The 23,060-nt window shown below is 71.9% G+C and carries 22 protein-coding genes; 18 read left to right on the top strand and 4 right to left on the bottom strand.

Going from position 1 to position 23,060, the window contains the following annotated elements; all coding sequences use genetic code 11:
* Nucleotides 1-59: 59 nt before the first annotated feature.
* The gene (rfbD, locus tag ABH926_RS03130) at nt 60-893 is read right to left on the bottom strand and encodes a dTDP-4-dehydrorhamnose reductase (protein ID WP_370363825.1); all 834 of its coding nucleotides are present in this window, start codon (nt 891-893) and stop codon (nt 60-62) included.
* A 68-nt stretch (nt 894-961) separates the two neighbouring features.
* Complete coding sequence (rfbB, locus tag ABH926_RS03135; RefSeq protein WP_370363707.1) at nt 962-1,987, bottom strand: dTDP-glucose 4,6-dehydratase; 1,026 nt, start codon at nt 1,985-1,987, stop codon at nt 962-964.
* Nucleotides 1,988-2,065: 78 nt separating this feature from the next.
* On the opposite strand from rfbB, the gene rfbA reads away from it, so the two are divergent.
* Both rfbA and rfbC read left to right on the top strand, forming a co-directional pair.
* Nucleotides 2,066-2,935 carry a glucose-1-phosphate thymidylyltransferase RfbA gene (gene rfbA / locus ABH926_RS03140; RefSeq protein ID WP_370363708.1) on the top strand — a complete coding sequence of 290 codons (870 nt, stop codon included), beginning with the start codon at nt 2,066-2,068 and terminating at the stop codon, nt 2,933-2,935.
* Between the two features lie 76 nt (nt 2,936-3,011).
* The gene (gene rfbC / locus ABH926_RS03145) at nt 3,012-3,614 is read left to right on the top strand and encodes a dTDP-4-dehydrorhamnose 3,5-epimerase (RefSeq protein ID WP_370363709.1); all 603 of its coding nucleotides are present in this window, start codon (nt 3,012-3,014) and stop codon (nt 3,612-3,614) included.
* Between the two features lie 126 nt (nt 3,615-3,740).
* Here rfbC and ABH926_RS03150 read toward each other — a convergent pair whose 3' ends face one another.
* Nucleotides 3,741-4,037 carry a WXG100 family type VII secretion target gene (locus ABH926_RS03150; RefSeq protein WP_370363710.1) on the bottom strand — a complete coding sequence of 99 codons (297 nt, stop codon included), beginning with the start codon at nt 4,035-4,037 and terminating at the stop codon, nt 3,741-3,743.
* Nucleotides 4,038-4,206: 169 nt separating this feature from the next.
* Nucleotides 4,207-5,529, bottom strand: a complete 1,323-nt coding sequence (gene dctA, locus ABH926_RS03155) for a C4-dicarboxylate transporter DctA (RefSeq protein WP_370363712.1) — start codon at nt 5,527-5,529, stop codon at nt 4,207-4,209.
* 149 nt (nt 5,530-5,678) lie between these two features.
* On the opposite strand from dctA, the gene ABH926_RS03160 reads away from it, so the two are divergent.
* The 16 genes from ABH926_RS03160 to ABH926_RS03235 all read left to right on the top strand — a co-directional run bounded on the left by ABH926_RS03160 (nt 5,679) and on the right by ABH926_RS03235 (nt 23,010).
* On the top strand, nt 5,679-7,340 hold the full coding sequence (locus tag ABH926_RS03160; protein WP_370363713.1) for an ATP-binding protein: 1,662 nt from the start codon (nt 5,679-5,681) through the stop codon (nt 7,338-7,340).
* Nucleotides 7,337-8,017, top strand: coding sequence for a response regulator (locus ABH926_RS03165; RefSeq protein ID WP_370363714.1), 681 nt, complete (start codon nt 7,337-7,339; stop codon nt 8,015-8,017). The genes ABH926_RS03160 and ABH926_RS03165 overlap by 4 nt, the downstream gene beginning before the upstream one ends.
* Nucleotides 8,018-8,163: 146 nt before the next feature.
* Nucleotides 8,164-8,913, top strand: coding sequence for a response regulator transcription factor (locus ABH926_RS03170; protein WP_370363715.1), 750 nt, complete (start codon nt 8,164-8,166; stop codon nt 8,911-8,913).
* Between the two features lie 295 nt (nt 8,914-9,208).
* Complete coding sequence (locus ABH926_RS03175) at nt 9,209-9,898, top strand: hypothetical protein (RefSeq protein WP_370363716.1); 690 nt, start codon at nt 9,209-9,211, stop codon at nt 9,896-9,898.
* Between the two features lie 13 nt (nt 9,899-9,911).
* The gene (locus ABH926_RS03180) at nt 9,912-11,399 is read left to right on the top strand and encodes a hypothetical protein (RefSeq protein WP_370363717.1); all 1,488 of its coding nucleotides are present in this window, start codon (nt 9,912-9,914) and stop codon (nt 11,397-11,399) included.
* Nucleotides 11,399-12,724, top strand: a complete 1,326-nt coding sequence (locus ABH926_RS03185) for a CpaF family protein (RefSeq protein ID WP_370363826.1) — start codon at nt 11,399-11,401, stop codon at nt 12,722-12,724. The genes ABH926_RS03180 and ABH926_RS03185 overlap by 1 nt, the downstream gene beginning before the upstream one ends.
* Before the next feature lie 7 nt (nt 12,725-12,731).
* On the top strand, nt 12,732-13,640 hold the full coding sequence (locus tag ABH926_RS03190) for a type II secretion system F family protein (protein WP_370363718.1): 909 nt from the start codon (nt 12,732-12,734) through the stop codon (nt 13,638-13,640).
* On the top strand, nt 13,637-14,551 hold the full coding sequence (locus ABH926_RS03195) for a type II secretion system F family protein (protein ID WP_370363719.1): 915 nt from the start codon (nt 13,637-13,639) through the stop codon (nt 14,549-14,551). Before ABH926_RS03190 ends, ABH926_RS03195 begins: the two co-directional genes overlap by 4 nt.
* Nucleotides 14,552-14,562: 11 nt before the next feature.
* Nucleotides 14,563-14,970 carry a hypothetical protein gene (locus ABH926_RS03200; RefSeq protein WP_370363720.1) on the top strand — a complete coding sequence of 136 codons (408 nt, stop codon included), beginning with the start codon at nt 14,563-14,565 and terminating at the stop codon, nt 14,968-14,970.
* 9 nt (nt 14,971-14,979) lie between these two features.
* A complete protein-coding gene (locus ABH926_RS03205; RefSeq protein WP_370363721.1) occupies nt 14,980-15,474 on the top strand; it encodes a TadE family protein in 495 nt (164 codons plus the stop codon).
* Between the two features lie 8 nt (nt 15,475-15,482).
* Nucleotides 15,483-16,286: a TadE family protein gene (locus tag ABH926_RS03210; RefSeq protein WP_370363722.1), complete on the top strand. Its 804-nt coding sequence runs from the start codon at nt 15,483-15,485 to the stop codon at nt 16,284-16,286.
* Nucleotides 16,286-16,792, top strand: a complete 507-nt coding sequence (locus ABH926_RS03215) for a TadE/TadG family type IV pilus assembly protein (RefSeq protein WP_370363723.1) — start codon at nt 16,286-16,288, stop codon at nt 16,790-16,792. The genes ABH926_RS03210 and ABH926_RS03215 overlap by 1 nt, the downstream gene beginning before the upstream one ends.
* Nucleotides 16,793-16,819: 27 nt before the next feature.
* Entirely contained in the window at nt 16,820-20,152 is a 3,333-nt protein-coding gene (locus ABH926_RS03220) for a BTAD domain-containing putative transcriptional regulator (RefSeq protein WP_370363724.1), read from the top strand.
* A gap of 54 nt (nt 20,153-20,206) precedes the next feature.
* Nucleotides 20,207-20,908 (top strand): hypothetical protein, encoded by a 702-nt coding sequence (locus tag ABH926_RS03225; RefSeq protein WP_370363725.1) that lies wholly within the window; start codon nt 20,207-20,209, stop codon nt 20,906-20,908.
* On the top strand, nt 20,866-21,843 hold the full coding sequence (locus tag ABH926_RS03230; protein WP_370363726.1) for a hypothetical protein: 978 nt from the start codon (nt 20,866-20,868) through the stop codon (nt 21,841-21,843). Before ABH926_RS03225 ends, ABH926_RS03230 begins: the two co-directional genes overlap by 43 nt.
* Before the next feature lie 207 nt (nt 21,844-22,050).
* The gene (locus tag ABH926_RS03235; protein ID WP_370363727.1) at nt 22,051-23,010 is read left to right on the top strand and encodes a hypothetical protein; all 960 of its coding nucleotides are present in this window, start codon (nt 22,051-22,053) and stop codon (nt 23,008-23,010) included.
* Nucleotides 23,011-23,060 lie beyond the last annotated feature (50 nt).

The following is a 23,060-nucleotide window of genomic DNA, read 5'->3' on the forward strand; positions in this document are numbered from 1 at the left end:
CTATCCGACCGTTGATGCCTGTTACCCGGTTCGCGGTCGTCCAAATGGTCGAACGGCCCTCAGCCCACCTGGCCCGGGGCCGCCACGCCGCTGGCGGTCAGCATCGCGCGCCAGTCCCCCAGCTCCGGGATCCCGGCCTCGGCCCAGCGCTCGTGGCCGAGCACGCTGTACTTCGGACGCTCGGCGGGCCGCACGAACTTGTCCGAGGTGGTCGGGCGCACCCGCTCCGGGTCCAGCCCCGCCTCCTCGAACACCGCGCGGGCCAGACCGAACCAGGTCGTCTGCCCCGAGGCGGTGCCGTGGTAGATCCCGGCCGGGGCGTGCGCGGCCTGCCCCAGCGCGATCAGCTGCCCGGCCAGCGCGCCGGTCCAGGTCGGCTGCCCGGCCTGGTCGTCGACCACGTCCAGGGTCTCGCGCTCGCCGGCCAGCCGCAGCATGGTGCGGACGAAGTTCGGGCCGTGCGCGCCGTAGAGCCAGGCCGTCCGGACCACGTAGCCGGTCTCCGGCAGCACCGCGAGCACGGCCTGCTCGCCGACCAGCTTCGAGCGGCCGTAGGCGTTGATCGGGTCGGTGGCCGCGTACTCGGCGTAGGGCGCGGCGCCCTTGCCGTCGAAGACGTAGTCGGTCGAGACCGTGAGGAACCGGGCCCCGCTCGCGGCGCAGGCCGAGGCCAGGGCGCTGACGCCGCCGCCGTTGACCGCGGTGGCCACCGCCTCGTGGGTCTCGGCGCCGTCGACGTCGGTCCAGGCCGCGGCGTTGACCACGATGTCGTGGCCGTCGACCGCGGCCCGCACCGCGGCGGCGTCGGTGACGTCGAGCTCGGCCCGGGTCAGCGCGGTCACCTGCGCGGCCGGCTCGGCCCTGAGCAGGGCCGCCAGGTCCGCCCCGAGCATCCCGCCGGCCCCGGTGACCAGCCAGCGGCGCGGGGCCTCGCGCCCCGGCACGATCACGATCGGCCGGCTCACAGCGCCGCGCTCCCGCTCGCGCCGGACGCGCCGGACCCGCCCGCGCTCTCCAGAGCCGCCTTCGCCTTCAGCGGCTCCCACCACGACCGGTTGTTCTTGTACCAGTCGATGGTCTGCGCGATGCCCTGCTCGAACGGCACCTGCGGCTCGTAGCCGAGCTCCCGCCGGATCTTGTCGATCGACAGCGAGTAGCGGCGGTCGTGGCCCTTGCGGTCCTCGACCATGCGCACCGACGTCCAGTCCTTGCCGGTGCCGTCCAGCATCAGCTGGACCAGGTCCTTGTTGGTCATCTCGGTGCCGCCGCCGATGTTGTAGACCTCGCCGGCCCGGCCCTGGCGCAGCGCCAGGTCGATACCGCGGACGTGGTCGGAGACGTGCAGCCAGTCGCGCACGTTGGCACCGTCGCCGTAGAGGGCGACGGTCCCGCCGTCGATCAGGTTGGTCACCGACAGCGGGATCATCTTCTCCGGGAACTGGTAGTGCCCGTAGTTGTTGGAGCAGCGGGTGACGACCACGTCCATCTTGTGCGTGCGGTGGTAGGCCAGCACCAGCAGGTCCGAGCCGGCCTTGGAGGCCGAGTACGCCGAGTTCGGCGCCAGCGGCCACTCCTCGGTCCACGAGCCCTCGTCGATGGAGCCGTAGACCTCGTCGGTGGACACGTGCACGAAGCGGCCCACGCCGTGCTTGCGCGCCGCGTCCAGCAACACCTGCGTGCCCACGACGTTGGTGGTGACGAAGGGGCCGGCGCCCAGGATCGAACGGTCCACATGCGACTCGGCGGCGAAGTGCACCACGGCGTCGTGGCCGGGCATCACCGCTTCGACGACCTCGGCCTCCCGGATGTCGCCGCGCCGGAAGGAGAAGCCTGGATTGTCGCGGACCGGTTCCAGGTTCGCCTCGACCCCCGAATAGGTCAGCGCGTCGAGCACCGTCACGGAATCGGGCGCACCCGGCCGGGACAGGAGCTGGCGTACATACTCAGAGCCGATGAACCCGGCACCGCCGGTGACAAGAATCCTCACCTGCGCGATGCTACCGGGCACGGCTCAATCCCACTTCCCGCAGGTGGCCGAACCAGCGACCCGGCTAGAGTGGCCTGCATGCGTGGCATCATCCTGGCCGGCGGGACCGGCTCACGGCTGTGGCCGATCACCAAGGGCGTGTCCAAACAGCTCATGCCGGTCTTCGACAAGCCGATGATCTACTACCCGCTCTCCACCCTGGTGATGGCCGGCATCTACGAGATCCTGGTCATCACCACGCCCGAGGACCAGGTGCAGTTCCAGCGCCTGCTCGGCGACGGCTCGCAGTGGGGCCTGGACATCTCCTACGTCGCGCAGGAACGCCCGGACGGTCTGGCCCAGGCCTTCATCCTCGGTGAGGACTTCATCGCCGACGAGTCCGTGGCCCTGGTCCTGGGCGACAACATCTTCCACGGCGTGGGTCTGGGCCGTCAGCTGCGCACCCTCACCGAGCCGGCCGGCGGCGTGGTCTTCGCCTACCAGGTCGCCAACCCGCGCGAGTACGGCGTGGTGGAGTTCGACGACGCCGGCCGCGCGGTCTCCATCGAGGAGAAGCCGGACAAGCCCAAGTCCCGCTTCGCGATCCCCGGTCTGTACTTCTACGACAACCAGGTCGTGGAGATCGCCAAGAAGCTCAAGCCCAGCGCCCGCGGCGAGCTGGAGATCACCGGCGTCAACGTCGAGTACCTGAACCGCGGCGAGCTCCAGGTGCAGGTCCTGGAGCGCGGCACCGCGTGGCTGGACACCGGCACCTTCGACTCCCTGGTCCAGGCCGCCGAATACGTCCGCGTCATAGAACAGCGGCAGGGTTACAAGGTCGGCTGTGTCGAGGAAGTGGCCTGGCGCTCCGGCTTCATCACCGACGCGCAGCTGACCGCGCTGGCCGAGCCCCTGTGCAAGAGCGGGTACGGCGAGTACCTGCAGCACCTCCTGGACCCGTCGATCTGAACCCGGACCCCGCGATCTGAATCCAGCCCGCGATCCGACCCCGCAGCCCTTCACCGGAAACGAGGACCCCTCCCGCATGGACATCGCGCCCCTGTCGATCGACGGAGCCTGGGAGATCACCCCGCGCCTGCACGGCGACCCCCGCGGCCTGTTCACGGAGTGGTACCGCTTCGACCTGCTGGCCGAGGCCGTCGGCCACCCCCTGGATCTGAGGCAGGGCAACCTGTCGGTGTCCGCGGGCGGCGTGGTGCGCGGCATCCACTTCGCCGACGTCCCGCCGGGACAGGCGAAGTACGTCACCTGCACCCGCGGCGCGGTGCTGGACGTCATCGTCGACATCCGCGTCGGGTCGCCGACCTTCGGGCAGTGGCAGGGCGTCCGCCTGGACGAGGACACGCGCAAGGCCGTGTACATCGCCGAGGGCCTGGGCCACGGTTTCTGCGCGCTCACCGATGACGCGACCCTGACCTACCTGTGCTCGGCCACCTACAACCCGGGCCACGAGCACGGGGTCTACCCGCTGGACGCCGAACTCGGCATCGACTGGCCGGCCGAGGTGCCGCAGTTGTCGGAGCGGGACATGAAATCGCCGTCGCTGGCGGAGGCCAAGGACAGTGGACTGCTGCCGAACTACGCGGCGTGCACGGGGTACACGAACAGCCTGCGGCAGCAGGGCTGACAGCGCCGCTCGACCCTTGTCGCAGAACACGAAGCAGATCGCAGAACACGAAGGGGCCCCCTCCATGCGGAGGGGGCCCCTTCGGCAGCGCTCAGCCCGCGCGGCGGGCCCGGCACAACGGCTTGCTCAGCCGCCGATGCCCTTGGCCAGCTGCTCGTCCGTCTGCTGCATCGTCTGGGCGGCGTTGTTCAGGTACTTGCTCATGCCTTCCATGCCCTCGATCATCTTCGAGGCGCCCTGGGTGAACTCGGCGTAGGCGTGGTCGAACGCCTTCGACGCGGCCTCGGTGACGAAGCCGGAGCTCACCAGGTTCTGCACCAGCGACTGCGCCTGCTTCAGGGTGTCCTGGATCTGCGTCTGGTAGCTGGTCAGCTTGCCAGCCGCGTCCGACATGTCGTGGTATGTAATGGAAATGCTCGCCATTGGAAGCCCTCCCCTAGTCTGAGCGCCCCACCGGAGCGCCACCCGCGTCAGCCGGACAGCGTTTCGCTTCCCAGCCCCGTGTGAACACCTCAGAGACTGCCAGCACGGCGTACCGCTTGGCAACCGGCGACAACTCCCTCACCAGCGGTTTCCCGGAAAATCTGTCCGCTTATGCCGGAATTGCGACACCGCTTGTAACCGGTTCCGGGGACCCGTCCCCACCCCCGTTGAGCTGGGAAGAGAGCTTCTCGCGGTCCAAAGCGTCCTCCCAGCCCGCGATGACGATGGTGCCGACGGCCGTTCCGCACAGGTTTGTCAGGGCTCTGCACTCGCTCATGAACTTGTCGATCCCGAAGATGAGCATGATGCCGGCGACCGGGATGGTGCCGACCGTGGACAGCGTCGCGGCCAGCACGATGAACCCGCTGCCGGTGACGCCGGCGGCGCCCTTGGAGGTCAGCAGCAGGACACCGAGGATCGTCACCTGCTGGGCCAGCGACAGGTGCACGTCAAGGGCCTGCGCGATGTACAGCGCGCCGAGCGTCAGGTAGATGCAGGTGCCGTCGAGGTTGAACGAGTACCCGGCCGGCACGGTCAGGCCGACCACGTCGCGGCGCACGCCGGCCTGCTCCATCTTGTCCATGATCCGCGGCAGCACGGTCTCGCTGGAGGAGGTGCCGAGCACCACGAGCAGTTCCGGGGCGATGTACCGCAGCAGCTTGAGGATGTTCACCTGCTGGGTGGCGGCGACCGCGCCGAGCACCACCAGCACGAACAGCGCCGAGGTCCCGTAGAACACGGCCATCAGCTTGCCCAGGCTGGTCAGCGTGTGCAGGCCGTACTTGCCGACGGTGAACGACATCGCGCCGAACGCACCGACCGGGGCCGCGTACATGACGATCCGCAGCACCTGGAACAGGACCCTGCCGACCACCTCGATACCGCGCGCGACCGGCTCGGCCGGCTCCCCGACCAGCTTGATGGCCACCGCCACCAGCACCGCGATCACCAGCACCTGCAGCACGCTGCCGGTGCTGAACGCGCCGACGATGCTGTTCGGCACCATGTCGGTCAGGTAGTGCCAGGCGGACTGGGTCTGGCCGGTCTTGATGTAGTCCGCGGCCGTGCCGGTGGCCTTGGGCACCTTGGCGTGCACCCCGGCCCCGGGGCGCAGCACGTCCATCACCAGCAGCCCGATCGCCAGCGCGACCGTGGAGAGCACCTCGAAGTAGATCAGGGACCTGATTCCGACCCGGCCCACCTCGCGCAGCTTGCCGACCCCGGCGATCCCGGTCACCACGGTCACGAACACCACCGGGGTGATGACCATCCGGATCAGGCTCACGAAGCTGTCGCCGAGCGGCTGCAGCTGGGTGGCCACGCCCGGCGCGGCGGCGCCGAGGGCGATGCCGGCCGCGATGCCGACGAGGACCCAGACGTAGAGCTGCTTGTACCAGCGGCTGTGCGTCGGTGGCGATGAGGTTTCGGACATGGTCGCTCCCCTTGGACTGCGTGGACGGGCTGACGGACGCCGTTCACTGTGGGGCAGGTCACAGATCACAAGCGCGGTTACGCGCATTACGCGCACGAGACCGGGGGCTCACCTTGGACGATCACGGATTGTGGGGAACACTGCCGGACATGCGTCGTCTCCACCGCCGGTTCAGCATCGCCACCCAGGTGCTGCTCATGCAGTGCGTGCTGGTGCTGCTGCTGACCGCGGTGGGCTCCACGGCGGCCGTGCTCCAGGCGCAGGCCACCGAGCACGCCGACGCGCGCCGCCAGGTGATCTCCACGGCCGAGGCGCTGGCCGGCGCGCCGTCCACGGTCGCGGCGCTGCACACCGCCGATCCGAGCGTCCCGCTGGAGCCCGAGACGACCGCGCTGGAGCAGCAGGCGGGCGTCGACTTCGTGGTGGTGATGACCACCAAGGGCATCCGCTTCACGCACCCGAACCCGACGCTGATCGGGAAGACCTTCGTCGGGCACATCGCCCCGGCGGTGGCCGGCAGGGCGTTCACCGAGACCTACCGCGGCTCGCTGGGCCCGTCGGTGCGGTCGGTGGTGCCGATCCGCGATCCGCAGCACGGGAACGAGATCATCGGCCTGGTCTCGGTCGGCATCACCCAGCACCGGCTCAGCTCGCTGTTCGGGCAGCAGCTGCCGATGGTCATCGGGATCTCGGCCGCGGCGCTGGCCCTGGCCGTCCTCGGGGCGTACGCCGTCGGCCGCCGGGTGCGCCGGCAGACCCGGGGCCTGGGCCCGGTCGCGCTGGCCGAGCTGTACGAGCACCACGACGCGGTGATGCACGCGATGCGCGAAGGCCTGCTGCTGCTGGATCCGGCCGGCAAACTGATCCTGGCCAACGACGAGGCGGTGCGGCTGCTGGACCTGCCGGCGGCCCGGGCCGGGCGCACGCCGGCCGAACTCGGCGTGGACGGCTCGCTCGGCGCGGTGCTGGCAGAGGGCGCCGACGTGGCCGACGGGATCCACCTCACCGACAACCGGGTGGTGACGGTGAACCAGTCCACGGCCCGGCGCGCCGGACGCGACCTGGGCACCGTGGTCACGCTGCGGGACCGCACCGAGCTGCAGGCGCTCACCGACGAGCTGGCCTCGGTGCGCGGCTTCGCCGAAGCGCTGCGCGCCTCCAACCACGAGGCGGCGAACCGGCTGCACACCGTGGTGACGCTGATCGAGCTGGACCGGCCGGGCGAGGCGGTGCGCTTCGCGACCGGCGAGCTGGCGGCCCAGCAGGAGCTGGTCGACCGGCTGCTGGCCGCGGTCGAGGAGCCGGTGCTGGCCGCGCTGGTGCTCGGCAAGGTCGCGCAGGCCCGGGAGCGCGGGATCGAGCTGGGCGTCGGGGAGGTGACGGCGGTGCGCGACCTGCCGCTGCCGGTGACCGACGCGGTGACGCTGGTCGGGAACCTGATCGACAACGCGCTGGAGGCGGTGGGCGGCGCCGGGCACACCGGGCACACCGGGCACACCGGGGAGGGCGGAGAGACCGGAGACACCGGGCAGAACTGGGACGGCGCCGCCAAGCGGGTCTGGATCGAGCTGTCCGACGACGCGTCCGGGCTGGGCATCCGGGTCACCGACAACGGCCCGGGCATCGCGCCGGAGCTGCGCGAGGAGGTGTTCGTGCGCGGGTTCACCACCAAGGCCCAGGCCGGGCGCGGCCTGGGGCTGGCGCTGGTGGCGCAGATCGTGCGGCGGCACGGCGGGACGGTCGCCGTCTCGGAGGCGGACGGCGGCGGCGCGGTGTTCAGCGTCCACATCCCCAGGAGGGCCGGGCAGTGATCCGCACCCTGGTGGTGGAGGACGATCCGGTGCTGGCCGAGGCGCACCGCGTCTACGTCGAGCGGGTCCCCGGCTTCGAGGTCGCGGACGTCGCGCGGACCGGGGCCGACGCGTTGCGGGTGCTGGCCGCGCGGGACGTGGACCTGGTGCTGCTGGACGTGTACCTGCCGGACATGACCGGGATCGACCTGTGCCGCACGCTGCGGGCCCGCGGCGACGCCACCGACGTGATCGCGGTGACCTCGGCCCGGGATCTGGCGACGGTGCGGGCCGCAGTGTCGCTGGGGATCGTGCAGTACCTCATCAAACCGTTTCAGTTCTCGACATTCCGCGCCCGGCTGGAGACCTACGCCGACTTCCGCCGCGCCGCCGAGTCCGCCGACGCGAGCTCTGACGCGCTGCAACAGGACGAACTGGACCGGATGCTCGACGGACTGCGGTCCCCGCGGCCGGCGCAGCTGCCCAAGGGGCTCTCGGACAGCACCCTGGCCGCGCTCGTCGGGATCCTGAAGGCGGCCTCGCCGCTGACCGCGGCCGAACTGGCCGGCCGGGCCGGGGTGAGCGCGCCGACCACGCGGCGCTATCTCGAATACCTGACAGCGCGGCGGCTGGTCTCCGGGCAGCCGCGCTACGGCGGGCCCGGGCGGCCGGAAACGGTCTACCAATGGTCGGGATGAACGCCCACGGAGAGCTTCGCGTGACGGTGCGCGACGACTCCGCACGGCAGTAGTCAGCGTCCATCCAAAGGCCCGTGCACCCGCGTTGACAAGCCCGTCTATCCGACGTTGAGCAAATGGTGAGCCCGGCGGCGGACAGTATCGGTATGCGAGTTCTCATCACCGGACTGGGTCGGCGGCGCAGCCGGACCCTCAGCGGCGGCCTGGCCGCGCTGGGGTTCGACGTGCTGGACGCCGCCGACGTCACCGGGGCCGGGCCGCTGCGGCGGCTGCCGGACGTGGTGCTGCTGGAATGCGGCATCGTCGATCGCGAAGTGCTGGCGTTCTGCCGCCGGCTGCGCACCGAGCTGCAGGCCCCGATCATCGCCGTCACCCATCGCGTGGACATGAACGCGTGGCTGCGCGGCCACGACAACGGCATCGACGACTACGTGGTCCAGCCGTTCGGACTTCAGGAGTTGGCCGCGCGTCTGCGGCTGGCCGTGGCCCCACCACGACCGCCGCTGACGCCCGGACCGCCCCGCCGCATCGTCGCCGGACCCCTGGTGGTCGCGGAGGACTCGCGGACGGTCACCGTGCACGGCCAGCGCGTCGCCCTGCGCCCGAAGGAGTACCAGCTGCTGGTGGTCCTGGCCCGGCAGGCCGGCACGGTGCTGGCCCGGGACCAGCTGATATCCCGGCTGTGGCCGGCCGGCTGGGACGGCGCGGAGCGGTCGCTGGAGGTGCACATCGCCTCGCTGCGCTCGAAGCTCGCGCTGCCCGGGATGATCGCCACGGTGCGCGGTGTGGGCTACCGGCTGGTCACGCCGGAGTCGTTCCTGCGCCTGAGTTCGGAGGCGGTGCGGCAGCTGCGGGAGGAAGCTGCGGGCCGCGAGCGGACGGTGGTGGCGGCGTAAGGGCCGTGTGAGATACATCCGGTTGAAGGGCCGTCGCGACTCGGGATACCCCCTGTCGCGGCGGCCTTTGCCACGTATAGTGACGAAGTAAATGCGGGAACTGGGAACGGACCGCGCGTGAACAGGTAAAGATCGCAAAACGCCCCTCCCCGGGGGCCCTGAAAGGCGGTTACGATAGCCGCTCGCAGGGGGATGGCGAACCGTCCATCGCCGCATCGCTTCCGGGGGGATCACGATCCTCCCCGTCTCTGCGTTCTGCGATGTGGCCTGACGTGTGTAGGCGGGGAAGACAGCTGTGAGCAAGGACCGAACGATTCCGGGCGCCCCGGCGGCGGGTGCCGCTTTCGGAGGTGGTCGCGCGGTCGCGCCCACCCGGCTGCCCACGGCGCCGCGCGAGCGCAAGCCCGCGCTGGCGGCGCTGGCCGTGCTGCTCATCCTGGCCGGCGCGCTGGCGACGATGCTGTTGGTGACCCAGTCCGGACACCGGGTCTCGGTGGTGCGGGTCGGGAACACCTCGATCGCGGCCGGGTCGAAGCTGAGCACCGGCCAGTTCGTCGAGACCAGTGTGGCGCAGGACAACAGCATCAAGTACGTGCCGTGGAGCCAGGTCAACCAGCTTCAGGGCATGACCACCTACAACACGCTGGTCAAGGGCTCGCTGCTGACCACCGACATGCTCAACGACCAGTCGGGTACGGTCGCCGGTGCCACCCCCGGCAACACCCTGATGGGCGTCCAGATCAAACAGGGCCACTACCCGACGCAGCAGATGTACATCGGCGACAAGTTCACGCTGTACACCGAGACCACCACGCCCGGCGCCAACGGCCAGAACGCCACCACGACCTGGGTCCAGCTGTGCACGGTGACGCTGGTGAACCGCAACGACGCGGACACCATGACGGCGACCATCGCCGTGCCCACCGACAAGGTGCTGGCCGTGGCGAACGCCGGCGACCTGATGCTCACCAAGAGCTTCGGGTAGGGCAGCACACCTCATGTCCCTGATAGTCCTGGCCTCCGACAAGGGCTCCCCCGGCGTCACCACGACCGCGGTGGCGCTGGCCGGCGTCTGGCCGCGCCGCGCCATCCTGGCCGAGTGCGACCCCTCCGGCGGCGACCTGGTCTACCGCGCCCCGGCCGAGAGCGGCGCGCCGCTGAACCCGAACATCGGCATGCTGTCGCTGGCCACCACGGCCCGCCACGGCCTGTCCGCGCACCAGCTCGAGCAGCACATCCAGCGCATGCACGGCGGCCTGGAGCTGGTGGTCGGCCTGGCCACCGGCGACCAGTCGGCGGGCCTGACCGGCCTGTGGCCGGCGCTGGGCCGCGCCTTCGACTCGCTGCCGGACACCGACGTGATCGCCGACTGCGGCCGCGTCGACGCCACCGGCCCGGCCCTGGAACTGATGGCGGCGGCCTCCCTGGTGGTGCTGATCGCGCGCACCTCGGCGGAGCAGATCGCGCACGTCCGCGACCGGGCGCTGTCGCTGCTCCAGCGTGTCGGCGGCGGCACCGCGGCGGCCGGCGGAGGCCTCGGCGTGCCGATCGGCGTGGTGCTGATCGTCGACCCGAAGCAGCGCACCAGGGTCACGGCGCAGGTGGACGAACTGCTGCGGAACAGCGGCCTGCCGGTGAAGGTGATCGGCACCATCGCCGACGACCCGGACGGCGCGGACCTGATCAACGGCCGCGGACGCGGACGCCTGGACCGCACCCTGCTGATCCGCTCGACGCGCGAGGTGGCGCTGGACTTGTCGCGCGATTACGGGACTCCTTCGCAGGGGCCCGCGATGGGCGACGGCCGGCCGATGCCGCAGCAGCCGGCGGCCGGCAGAGGACCGATGCCGCAGCAGCAATACGCGGCGCCGCCGATGCAGCAGCCGGGTACGCCGCCGCGGCCGCAGCAGCCGATGACCGGCGCTGGGCCGATGCCTCAGCAGCAATATGCTGCGCCGCCGATGCAGCAGCCGACCGCGCCGCCAAGGCCGCCGCAGGCTGCACCGCCGATGCAGCAGCAGTCTGCGCCCGGCATGGCGGATCCGATCGCGAACCCGCAGCCGCAGCCCCAGCCGCAGCAGCCCGCACCGCCGACCATGGCCGATCCGCTCGCGCAGCAGCCCGCGCCGCCGCCGATGACCGATCCGCTGCCGCAGCACCACATACCGGCGTCCCCGGCCGCGCCCGCCAATGGCTACCCGCCCCCGGCGCAGGACCTCGGCACCCCCCAGGATCCCGGCACCGCGAAGCAGCCCATGTTCCGCCGCACCGCACAGCCGCAGCCCACCGTCTGGCCCGGCGAACAGCCCCCGGCCCCGGCGCCGTCGGCGCACGAGGGCTTCACCTCCGTCACCCTCGGCGGCGGCCCGGACCCCCGCGGCGCCCTGCCGTACCGGGACGGCGAGCTGGACCGGCTCCCGCCGCGCGACGAGATCGCGCCCGGCCGCGGCGGCCACCGCGCCGGGCCGCCGCAGGGGGACGAATGATGACGCCGATCGACCACGGGCTCGTCAAGCGGCTGCGCCAGGAGGTCGGCGACCGGCTGGCCGAGCAGCGCCGGGCCGACCAGGCCTCGCGGCTGCCCCCGATGACCGGCGAGGACGAGCGGCAGTACGCGCGGGCGCTGGTGGCGCAGGCGCTGGAGGACCACGCTCGGGCCGAGATCACCTACGGCCGCACGCCGCCGAACGCCATGGAGGAGGAGGCGCTGGCGGCCGCGGTGCACGCCGCGCTCTACGGCGTCGGGCGGTTGCAGCCGCTGCTGGACGACCCGGACATCGAGAACATCGACATCAACGGGTGCGACCGGGTCTTCCTCGGCTACGCCGACGGCCGGGAGGCCACCGGCGAGCCGGTCGCGGACAACGACGAGGAGCTCATCGAGCTCATCCAGGTGCTCGGCGCCTACTCCGGCCTGTCCTCGCGGCCGTTCGACACCGCGAACCCGCAGCTGGACCTGCGGCTGCCGGACGGGTCCCGGCTCTCGGCGGTCATGGACGTCACCCAGCGCCCCGCGCTGTCGATCCGGCGGGCCCGGCTGGGCAAGGTGTTCCTGCGGGACCTGGAGGCCAACGGGACCGTGCTGCCGGAGCTCGCCGCGTTCCTGCGCGCGGCCGTCACGGCGCGCAAGAACATCATGATCGCCGGGTCCACCAACGCCGGGAAGACCACGCTGCTGCGCGCGCTGGCCAACGAGATCCCCGGCCACGAGCGCCTGATCACCGTCGAGCGGGCGCTGGAGCTGGGCCTGGACCAGTTCCCCGAGCTGCATCCGAACGTCGTGGCCTTCGAGGAGCGGCTGCCGAACTCCGAGGGCCACGGCGCGGTGTCGATGGCCGAGCTGGTGCGCCGCAGCCTGCGCATGAACCCCTCGCGGGTGATCGTCGGCGAGGTGCTGGGCGACGAGATCGTCACCATGCTCAACGCCATGTCCCAGGGCAACGACGGCTCGCTGAGCACCATCCACGCGAATTCCTCGCTGGAGGTCTTCAACCGCGTCTCGACCTACGCCCTGCAATCGCGCGAGCGGCTGCCGGTCGAGGCCAGCCAGATGCTGATCGCCGGCGCCATCAACTTCGTGGTCTTCATCACCCGCCGCAACGCCTACCACCACGGCGGCACGCTGCAGCGCATGGTGACCTCGGTCCGCGAGGTGAACGGCATCGACGGCCGTGTGCTGTCCTCCGAGATCTTCGCCGAGGGCCCGGACGGCCGCGCGGTCGCGCACGCCCCGATCGCCTGCATGGAGGACCTCGCACAGGTCGGATACGCCGGCCCCACGCAAACCCACCACGCCCCGGGATGGAGGTGAGGCCCGGATGGACACAGCGGTCTTCAATCCGGCCACCTTCGCCGCGCTCGGCATCGGCGCGGGCGTCGGCGCCGCCGTGGCGCTGCTGATCGCGGCGGTCCGGGGCTTCCCGGCCAAGCCGGAGGAGCCCGCCGCGCGCAGCGTCGGCGACATCATCAAGTTCCTGTCGACGCGCGGTGCCGTCGCGGTCGTGGTCGGCGCGCTGGTGCTGGCCGCGACCCGCTGGCCGACCGCCGCGATCGCCTCGGGCATCCTGGTCTTCTTCTGGAACCAGCTGTTCGGCGGGCTGGCCGCCGAACGCGCCGCGCTGGCCCGGGTCGAGGCGCTGGCCGGCTGGACCGAGAGCCTGCGCGACACCATCGCCGGCGCGGTCGGCCTGGAGCAGGCGATCCCGGCCACCGCCCGCGCCGCCTCACCGGCGATCCGCGAGAACCTGCACACCCTGGTGGACCGGCTGCGCGCCCGCATGCCCATGCCGCAGGCGCTGGAGTACTTCGCCGACGACATGGACGACGCCTCCGCCGACCTGGTCATCGCCGCGCTGATCCTGAACGCCCGGCTGCGCGGCCCGGGCCTGCGCGAGGTGCTCGGGGCGCTCGCGCAGTCCTCGCGTGAGGAGGTCGACATGCGCCAGCGCGTCATGGCCCAGCGCAGCTCGACCCGGCGCAGCGTGCAGATCGTGGTCGGGGTGTCGGTCGCGGTGGTGCTGGGGCTGGCGGTCTTCAACAAGTCCTTCGTGCAGCCCTACAGCACGGCCACCGGCCAGCTGGTGCTGCTGGCGGTGATCGCGCTGTTCGCCGCCGGGTTCTACTGGCTGCGCCGGCTGTCCTCGATCCAGACTCCCGCCCGGTTCCTGCAGCGCGCCCGGACCGTGCCGGCGCAGGTCCCCGACCAGCGAGGCGGTGATCCGCGATGACGTACGAGGTACTGGCCGGCGCGCTGGCCGGCCTGGGGCTCTTCCTGCTCATCAGGGCCCTGATCCCGAGCCGGCCGGACCCGATGGCCGCGGTGGCCCGCATCGACGCGCTGCGCCAGCACAGCTCGCTGGCCCCGTCCGCCGAGCAGGCCCCGCCCAAGGGCCTGGCCAAGCTGCGCCAGGACCTGGGCGCCTCGGTGAACGACTTCTACATCCGCCAGGGCTGGCAGATCCGCTCGCTGCGCGCGGACCTGGCGATCCTGGACCGCTCGGTGGAGCAGTTCCTGGCCACCAAGCTGCTGCTGGCGGCGCTGGGCGTCGTCTTCGGCCCGTTCGTCTTCGCCGCCTTCTACATCATCGGGCTGCATCTGACGCCGACCATCCCGGTCTGGCTGGCGCTGCTGTTCGGCGTCGTCTTCTTCCTGCTGCCGGACCTGGAGGTGAAGGGCCAGGCCGCGGAGAAGCGCCGCGACTTCCGCCGGGTGCTCGGCGCCTACCTGGACCTGGTCGCGATGAACCTGGCCGGCGGGCGCGGCCTGCCCGAGGCGCTGATGGCGGCGGCCGAGGTCTCCGACGGCTGGGCGCTGCGCCGGATCCGCGACGCGCTCACCGACGCCCGGGTCACCGGCGTCTCGCAGTGGAACGCGCTGTCCCACCTCGGCGAGGCCCTGGACATCGACGAGCTCAAGGACCTGGGCGCCGCGCTGGCGCTGGTCGCCGAGGACGGCGCGAAGGTCCGCGAGTCGCTGGCCGCGCGCGCCGAGACGATGCGGCACCGGGAGCTGTCCGAGATCGAGGGCGCGGCCGGCGCGAAGTCGCAGTCCATGCTCGTGGCGCAGATGCTGCTGTGCGCGGGCTTCATGATTTTCCTCCTGTACCCGGCGATGGCCCGGGTCATGGGCTCTATCTAGGAGACGCAGAGATGAAGGCTCAGGTCATCACCACCGAGTACACCGACCTCTACCCGGTCCAGGCGTGGCAGCACGTCGTCGCGGCTTCGCAGGACTCTGTTACCGGGGTCGGCGCCGGGGACGCGGCCGACGGCACCGCGCCCGGGGCCGCCGCGCCGCGCAAGGCCCGCGACCGCGGCGCGTCCGCCGTCGAGTGGGTCATCATCACCGGCATCGTGGTCGCGATCGTGGCCGGAGTGGGCGTGATCATCAGCCAGGCCATCTCCAACAAGGCCAAGAGCGCCTGCACCCAGATCAACGACGCCGGAAACGGCACGACGGCCGGAGCCACCGGCGGCGGGAACGGCGGCACCACCGGCACCACCACCGGTACCACCGGCGGCACCACCGGCGGCACCACCGGCGGCAGCTGCGGCTGAGTCAGGGACATGACAGACGGGGTGAAGGACGGGACGGAGTCGCGCGGCGGACGATCGCTGCGCGACGACCGCGGCATGACCGCGATCGAGTTCGTCATCCTCACCCCGCTGCTGTTCCTGATGCTGATGCTGACGGTGCAGTTCGCGCTGTACCTGTTCGCCAAGCAGGCGGCGACGGCGGCGGTCCAGGAAGGCGCCCGCAAAGCCCGCGAGGAGGCGGCCGCGGGCACGCTGCCGCAGGACTGCGACGCCCCGACCGCCCCCTGGCAGCAGGACGCGGTGAACACCGCCATCCGGCAATCGCAGATCCTCGGCGGGCAGCTGCTTCTCACCCCGACGGCGACGACCAGCTTCACCGCGGACCCGAATCTGAACGCCGACTGCAAGATCTCGCTGGTGCGGGTGGATCTGCACTCGAACGTGCCCTCCGTCTTCCCCGGCTTCGGCCTGGCGATCGACGTGCACGCCGGCGGTCCCGTGGAGCAGCCGGTGAGGCACCCGTGAGCCGCCCCGTGCCCGCACCCCGTGGCCGCCGGGCCGCCGGCGCCGGCGTGTCCTCCGACGCCGGCGTGTCCTCCGACGCCGGCGTGTCCTCCGACGCCGGCGTGTCCTCCGACGCCGGCGTGTCCTCCGTCGAGGTCGTGCTGATGACCCCGCTGATCGTGACGATGCTGCTGTTCGTCGTCGCGCTCGGGGTGATGGTCAACGTCCGCAGCCAGGTCCAGGGCGCGGCGCGGGACGCGGCCCGGGCCGGGTCGCTGCAGGGCAGCGGCGACGTCGCGGCGGCCCAGGCCCAGGCCGCCGCCGACGCCGACCTGGGCTCGCGCTGTCAGGGCTCTGCCACAGTCACCAGCGCGTACGTCCCGCCGGTGGCGGGCGGCGGCGGCTACTACAAGGTGACGGTGGCGTGCACGGTGGACATGTCCGGGTTCGGGATGTTCGGCGCGCACCAGACCTTCAGCCAGACCTTCGCGGCGCCGATCGACCCGCTGCAGAACTTCCACCCCGGGCCCGTGCCGACCTCCACCGCCCCGCAGCCGAGCGGGCCCAGCACGCCGGAGCCGACGCAGTTCTCGATCCCGAGCTGGCTGACCCCCTCGGTCCTGCCGACCAACGCCAGCACCACCACGGTCGGCGGGCCTTCGACCTCGCCGACGTCGCCGACCACACCCGCGACGCCGACCGGCACCGACAGCCTGCCCACCCCGCCGTCCACGACTCCGCCCAGCAAACCGAGCCCGAGCGACAAGACGAGCTCGACCGGCAAGCCGACCAAGCCCAGCAACCCGACTTCGACCACCTCCACGGGGCACTGATGGGCAGCCGTCTGGACCGCCTGCGCACGGGCCTGCGCAACGACCGCGGGTCGCTGGCCATGGCCGTGGTCATCTGGGCGCCGGTCGTGGTGCTGCTGATGGCCTTCCTGGTCGACGTCGGCCTGCTGATCTCCGACCGCACCCAGGCCTCGGACTACGCAGACCAGGCGGCACGGCGGGTCGCGCAGGACATCGACCAGGGCTGGCTCAAGACGCACAACGTCATCTCGACGACGGGCGCGTATCCCGGGATCAAGATCAATGTGGACCCCGCCGGGGACTGCATGCCGGACGCCCAGCAATACCTGCTCGACAACCAGATCGCGGACACGACCATCACGTCGTGCCAAGTCACGGGGAATCCGACGGACGCGAACCCCTATGTCAATCCCCAGATAACCGTCACACTGCAGATGCAGTACAAGCCGCTGTTCGTCGGTTTCGCTCTCAAAGGGGACACTACTGTCACCGGGACGGGAACCGCGACACCGGTGATTCCGAAGTAACAGGAGCAGGAAAGGGGGCGCGGACGCATGGCGCACGATTCGGACCGGCAGTACCTCGCGCCGCAGGGGCCGCCGCCGGGCACGGCGCAGCAGACTCCGGTCGTTCTGAAACGGCAGCGGAGCGCGATGGACGTCATCACCGGCCTGGGCGCTCTGGTGGCGTTGCTGGTGCTGGTGATCGGCGTGCCCTTGGCGTTGGCGTACTTCGTCGGCTGGCCTCTGCCGCACAAGATGCCCTCCGGCGGCCTGCTCAACGCGAAGATCGACACCAAGACCTTCACCAACGTGCTGGCGATCCTGGTCTGGCTGGCCTGGGCGCAGTTCTCGGCGTGCGTGCTCGTCGAGGCGCTGGCCGCGGCGCGCGGCATCGGGATGCCCGGGCACGTGCCGCTGTCCGGCGGCAGCCAGATCCTGGCCCGCCAGCTCGTCGCCGCGGTGCTGCTGATCACCGCCTCGGCCGCGTCCTTCGCCCCCGGCCTGTCCTCGCTCGGCCGCACCCACGACGACGGCCCGCACCGCGCGCCGATCGCCGCGACCCAGGTGCTGCAGCAGGGCACCCGCACCGACACCGCGATGCCGTCGGGCCCGACGCAGCGCACCGCGACGAACATCGACGGGCGGACCGCGACGGACTTGAAGTCCACGCCGGCCAAGGGCGCGACGAAGTTCTACCGCGTGCAGCCCCCGGCCGGCCGGCACCACGACTCGCTGTGGGAGATCGCGGACCGGCACCTCGGCGACGGCCGGCGGTACCAGGAGATCTACGACCTCAACAAGGACCGGGTGCAGCCGGACGGCTCGATGCTGACCAAGGCCTCGCTGATCCGGCCGGGCTGGATCCTGCAGATGCCGGCCGACGCGACCGGCGGGGACCTGGTGGGCGATCCGGCGGCGGCGTCGCATGGCGGAGCGCCGTCGCAGCACCCCGGCGGGCCCACGCACACCACGCAGGGCGGCGGCACCCAACAGGGTGGTGGCACTCTCCAGGGTGGCGCGCCCGGAGGCGGCGCGCAGCTGGGCGGCGGTACGCAGCACGGCGACGGCACACAGCCGGACGGCGGTACGCCGCCGAGCGTCCCGGGGACCCCGGGCCTCATGGGCGGCGGGGGCGGCGTGCCGGGGAGCCCGCGCACCATCACCATCTCGACCGACATCCCGCCCGGCGCGGGCACCGGCGCCCAGGGCTTCGTCTCCCCCACCGAGCAGACGATGAACCTGTCCGCGGTGACCGACGCCGTCGACACGGCCGGCCAGGTCGTCGCCCAGGCCGCCCGGCACCTCGGGGACGGCTCGGGCGAACGCTCGGACGCGGTGCAGATCGTCGCCGGCGCGCTGTCGCAGAACCCTCAGTCGCCGCACCGGGCCCCGGCCACGCCGGCGCACCAGGACGACTCGGCCGGCGGCCACGCCTCCAGCACCGCCGCGCACCAGAACCCGGCCCCGGCCGGCGCCGAGTCGCCGTACCGGCTGCCGCTGGAGCTGGTCTCGGCCCCGCTGCTGGCCGCCGGCCTGCTCGGCGCGCTGGGCCGCAACCGGCGCCGCCAGCTGTGGCACCGGACCGTCGGCCGCCGGCTGACCGGCCCGGGGCAGGCCGCGGCCGGCGCCGAGGAGGCGATCCGGCTCGGCGCCGGGCTCGGCGACGTGCGCTTCCTGAACCAGGCGCTGCGCGAGCTGTCGGCTTCGCTGGCCACCGCCGGACGGCCGCTGCCGCCGGTGCAGAGCGCCAACCTGACCGAATCAGGGCTCGAACTGCGGCTGACCGAGCCCGCCCCGGCGGCCCCGCAGCCGTGGCACACCCGCCCGGACGGGCTCGCCTGGTGGGTGGCCCGCACCGACGTCGGCTTGGTCGCCAGGCGCGTCATGGAGGCCGCGGTGGCGCCGTGCCCGGGCCTGGTGACGGTCGGCGCCGTCGGGCCGGACGCGGCCACCCGCGTGCTGCTGGACCTGGAGGCCTCCGGCGGCGTGATCTCGGTCGGCGGCGACGACGCCATGCGGCGCGCGGTCCTGGCCGCGATGGCCGTGGAACTGCTGACCAACACGTGGTCGGACAAGATGACGGTGACCCTCGTGGGCTTCGCCGGCGACCTGTCGACGCTGGCGCCGGGGCGCGTGCACCAGACCCCGTCGCTGGAGGAAGTGCTGCCGGGGCTGGAGACCGAACTGGCCGAGCGCCGCCGCGGCCTGGCCGAGGCCGGCCTGGACTCGGTGCTGGGCGGCCGCCTGGGCATGGTCGGCGGCGCGGGCTGGCCGCCGCACTTCATCATCAGCGCCGTCCCGGTGTCCGGGCAGACCGCGGCGCGGCTGGCCCGCATCATCGGCGACCCGTCCCGCCTGGGCATCGGCTACCTGATAGCCGGGGACGTCCCGGGGGCTACCTGGAAGGCCACCGTCGACGGCGCCGGCCGCCTGCGCCTGCCGGCCCTGGACCTGGACCTGACGGCCCAGCGCCTGCCCGACGACCAGTACCGGTCGGTCCTGGAGCTCTTCGAGGCGACCCGCGACGTCAACGGCGAGCCGATCCTGCCGCTGACCGCCGAGGCGGCGGCCCTGGAGGCCCAGCTCCGCCTGACCCCGACGGTGTCGGTCCGGCTGCTGGGCGACCTGGAGGTCACCGGCGCCTACGGCGACCTCGACGAGGACCGCGTCGAGCAGGCCGCCGAGGCCCTGACCTTCGTGATGCTGCACCGCGACGGCGTCCACCCCCGGGTGCTCACCTCGGCTCTGTTCCCGCGCGGCGCCGCCAACGAGATCGGCGACCAGGTCCTGCACCGCCTGGGCACCTGGCTCGGCGTGGCCCCCGACGGCTCCCCGAACCTGGTGACGCTGCCCGACGGCCGCCTGACCGTCTCGCCGAGCGTGCGCAGCGACTGGGAGATGTTCAAGAACATGCGGGCCCTGGCCGACGCCGACCCCCGCTATCAGGACCCGAGGAACCGCGACCAGGTCCTGGGCCAGGCCCTCGGCCTGGTCCGCGGGCCGCTGCTGGCGCACCGCGAGACCAGCCGCTACGGCTGGCTGGCGTACGAGTCGGTGGAGGCCGAGGTCCCGGCGGTGATCGCGGACACCGCGGTCGAACTCTGCGAACTGCGCCTGGCCCTGGGCGACGCCGAAGGCGCGATCGACGCCGTCCGTAGCGGCATGCGCGGGGCCCCCTCCGACGAGGAGCTGTCCCGCGCTCTCCTGCGCGCGACCCACGCCACCGGCGACGAGACCAGGCTGCGCGAGGCGATAGCGACGGTCGAGGAGCAGACCCGGGCGGTCCACGGGGAACGCGGTCTGCACCCGAAGACCGAGGCCCTGGTGGACGAACTCCTGCCCGGCTGGCGCGAAGGACGCGAAGTCCTGGCGGTGGGGGCCTAGGCCGCACGGGGCTCGGTATCTAAAGTGGACGGCCGGACAAGGGGGAACACGGGAATGGTGCTGCTGAAGCAGGGCAAGATGTACAGGGGCCTCATCGGGGCTCTCGGAGGTTGTCTGCTGCTGGCCGGCTGCTCGAGCTCGCAGAAGCCGGCTGCTCTGGCACCTGTGGGCGGGAACGCCACGGGGACTTCCGCCGGGACCTCGGGCTCGGCCACGTCCACGGAGGCGACCACGGGCTCTTCGGGTCCGACCGGTTCCACGACGGGCAGCAGCCCGGGGGCCCCGGCGCCGACGAGTGTGGCGACGTCGAACGGGGGATGGGCTTACAACGCCTCGGTTCCCGGCGACACCGCCATCGCCGACGCGATGACGGCGTTCGAGAACTACGCGGCACTCTCCTACCAGATGGCCATCACCATGTCGCACAACAACAACCTTGTGAACTACGCGGACGGCAATGTCGAGTCCCTGCTGAACAACTTCGTGACAGAGGAACGCCAAAAGAACATCATCTCGCGCGGCCAGGAAGGCATCAGGGTGATGAACGTATCCAAGGACACCGGCGATCCACCGATCGTGTCGATCACGGTGTGCACCGACGACTCGAAGCTCCCGATGTACAGCACATACGGCCCGAACAAGGGCAAGATCGTCGTCCCCGCGCAGCCCGCCACGGTGTCCGTCTACAAGGTTCACCAGAGCTTCGGTGGCAAGTGGCGCGTCTACTCCGTGTCTCCGTCGAGCACGGCATGCTGACCGCGCTCAGACGGCGGCTCCCCGCAGTCGTCGCGGTCCTGGCCCTGGTCGCCGCGACCGTCGTCGCCACGAGCGCCAAGGCCCCCGCCGCGCACGCCGACGGGTGCACGTCCATCACTGTGGCCCGCGATGGCACCACCATCTGTTGGATCAACGGCCAGCAGAGCGGTGGAGGCGGCGGGGGCGATGGCAACGGCGTAAGCATCAACTGCGACGCCGCCGGCAACATCGTCCGGAACGGCCAGACCTACAAGTGCGCGATCGACGGCTGGTCGTTCAGCGGCGGCTGCTACATCCAGCCGGTCGTGCCCCAGCCCGCCACCAACGATCCGATCTGGGGCAGCTACGACCCGTCCACCAACCGGGCCCAGTGGGAGGACTGCACACCCGGCAGAAGCACCAGCAATCCGCCGAGCAAGGTGGGTGCCATCGAGATCATCGGCCCCTGCGTCGGCTACTGCGCCGGGCCGAACCCGGTGGCGCTCATCACCAACGAGTTGCAGATCGCCAAGCCGGATCTCGGGATGGCGCCGCCCGGCGGCCCCGGCGCGATCGGCTTCGTGAACCAGAACATCTGGTTCTGGACCAAGGGTCTGGACACGTCCGTGCAGACCCGCTCCGCGGGCAACGTGATCGGCACCCGGACGTTCGTCGGCGTGAAGTGGACCATCACGCGGGCGAACCACACGACCCCCGACGCGACCCGGTCGTGTCAATCGGACATCGAATACAGCCCTTCCGACGGCTCGGCGCCGTCGAAGGACCCGAACTGCGCGTACCAGTTCACCGCGCCGGACACCTACACGATCAGCGTGACGACGTCCTGGACCCTGGCCATCATCCAGAACGGCGGCCAGCCGGACGTCCAGACCATCACCAGCGCGCCGAACACCACGACCATCAAGATCAACGAAGGTCAGAGCACCAACGGCTGAGCCCCCGGTCCGAACACCGCACCACCCGCATCGCCCGCATCGCCCGCATCGCCCGCATCGCCCGCGTCGCCCACGGCACGCGGGCGATGCGCTTGACCGGCCCCGTCACCCGCCCCCGCAGCCCCGCGCGCACAGTCACCGGAACCCCTGATATCACTGTTACAGCCGCCGTCCCTCGCACGGCGCCGGCCGGACGAAGGGAGCGCCGTGACCGCAGCGGACGAGCGCCTGTGGCGCCCCGAGCCGCCGGTTCCGCTGGCGCGACTGATCGTGTGGATCACGCGCGGGGGCGCGCCCGCGGTGGTGCGCGATCCGGAGGTGGGGCCGGGGATCTACGTCGTGGCCTCGACGATAGCCAGCATCGACGTGGCCGACGCGCCCGGCGGCGCGCGGCCGGTGTCCCCGGGGGCGGCCGACGCCGTGCTGGCGCTGGTGCCGGCGCATCACGGGCTGGTCGTGGACATGGCCTCGGCCGATCCGATGGTGGTCTCGGCGGCCGCGGTCGACCAGCTGCGGCCCCGGCCGATCCCGTTCGGGACGGAGGCCGATGCCGCCTTCCACTTACCCCCGCCGCACGTGAACGCCTACCTCGCGGGGATCCGGCGGGCCGCCAAGCCGGCCGGGGCGGCGCGGATCACGGCGACCTGGACGCTCTTCCCCGACAGCGTGCCCGCGCTGCTGCTGATCGTGAAGCCGACGCGGAAGGCCGACGGGTCCGCCGCCCTGGACGCCGTCTACCGCGCCGTACGGGAGCTCGCGCCGCCGGAGACCGTGCGGGTCGTCGACGCCGGCACGCTCACGCGGGGGCAGATGTTCCGCACGCTCAGCGGCCAGCGCCTGGTCGAGTCCCCGGCGCCGGACCCGGATCCTTACGCGTGGCCAGCTGGGACTCCCGGAGCCCGAGTCCGAGCCCGGGCTGGAGCCGGAGCCGACACCGGCTCCGGGACCCGAAGCGTCGCCGGCGGCAGGCCCGCCATCAACGGCCGGACCCCCTTCAACCTCTCGCTGGCCATGGTCGGCGCACTCACCGGCGCCTTCGTGACGGCGATGCCGCGCGAGTTCTCGATCCACGGCACGCCCGCCGCCGCGGCGGTTGTCATCGGGGTCCTGATCATCGTGGTCTGTGTCGGCGCGGCATTGCGGGACTTCTTCCGCAAGGAGCCCTGAGCGCCACCCGACAGGATCGACGCGGCCGCACATCAGGGCACAACCCACTT

The organism is Catenulispora sp. GP43, assembly GCF_041260665.1.
Classification (GTDB): Bacteria; Actinomycetota; Actinomycetes; order Streptomycetales; family Catenulisporaceae; genus Catenulispora.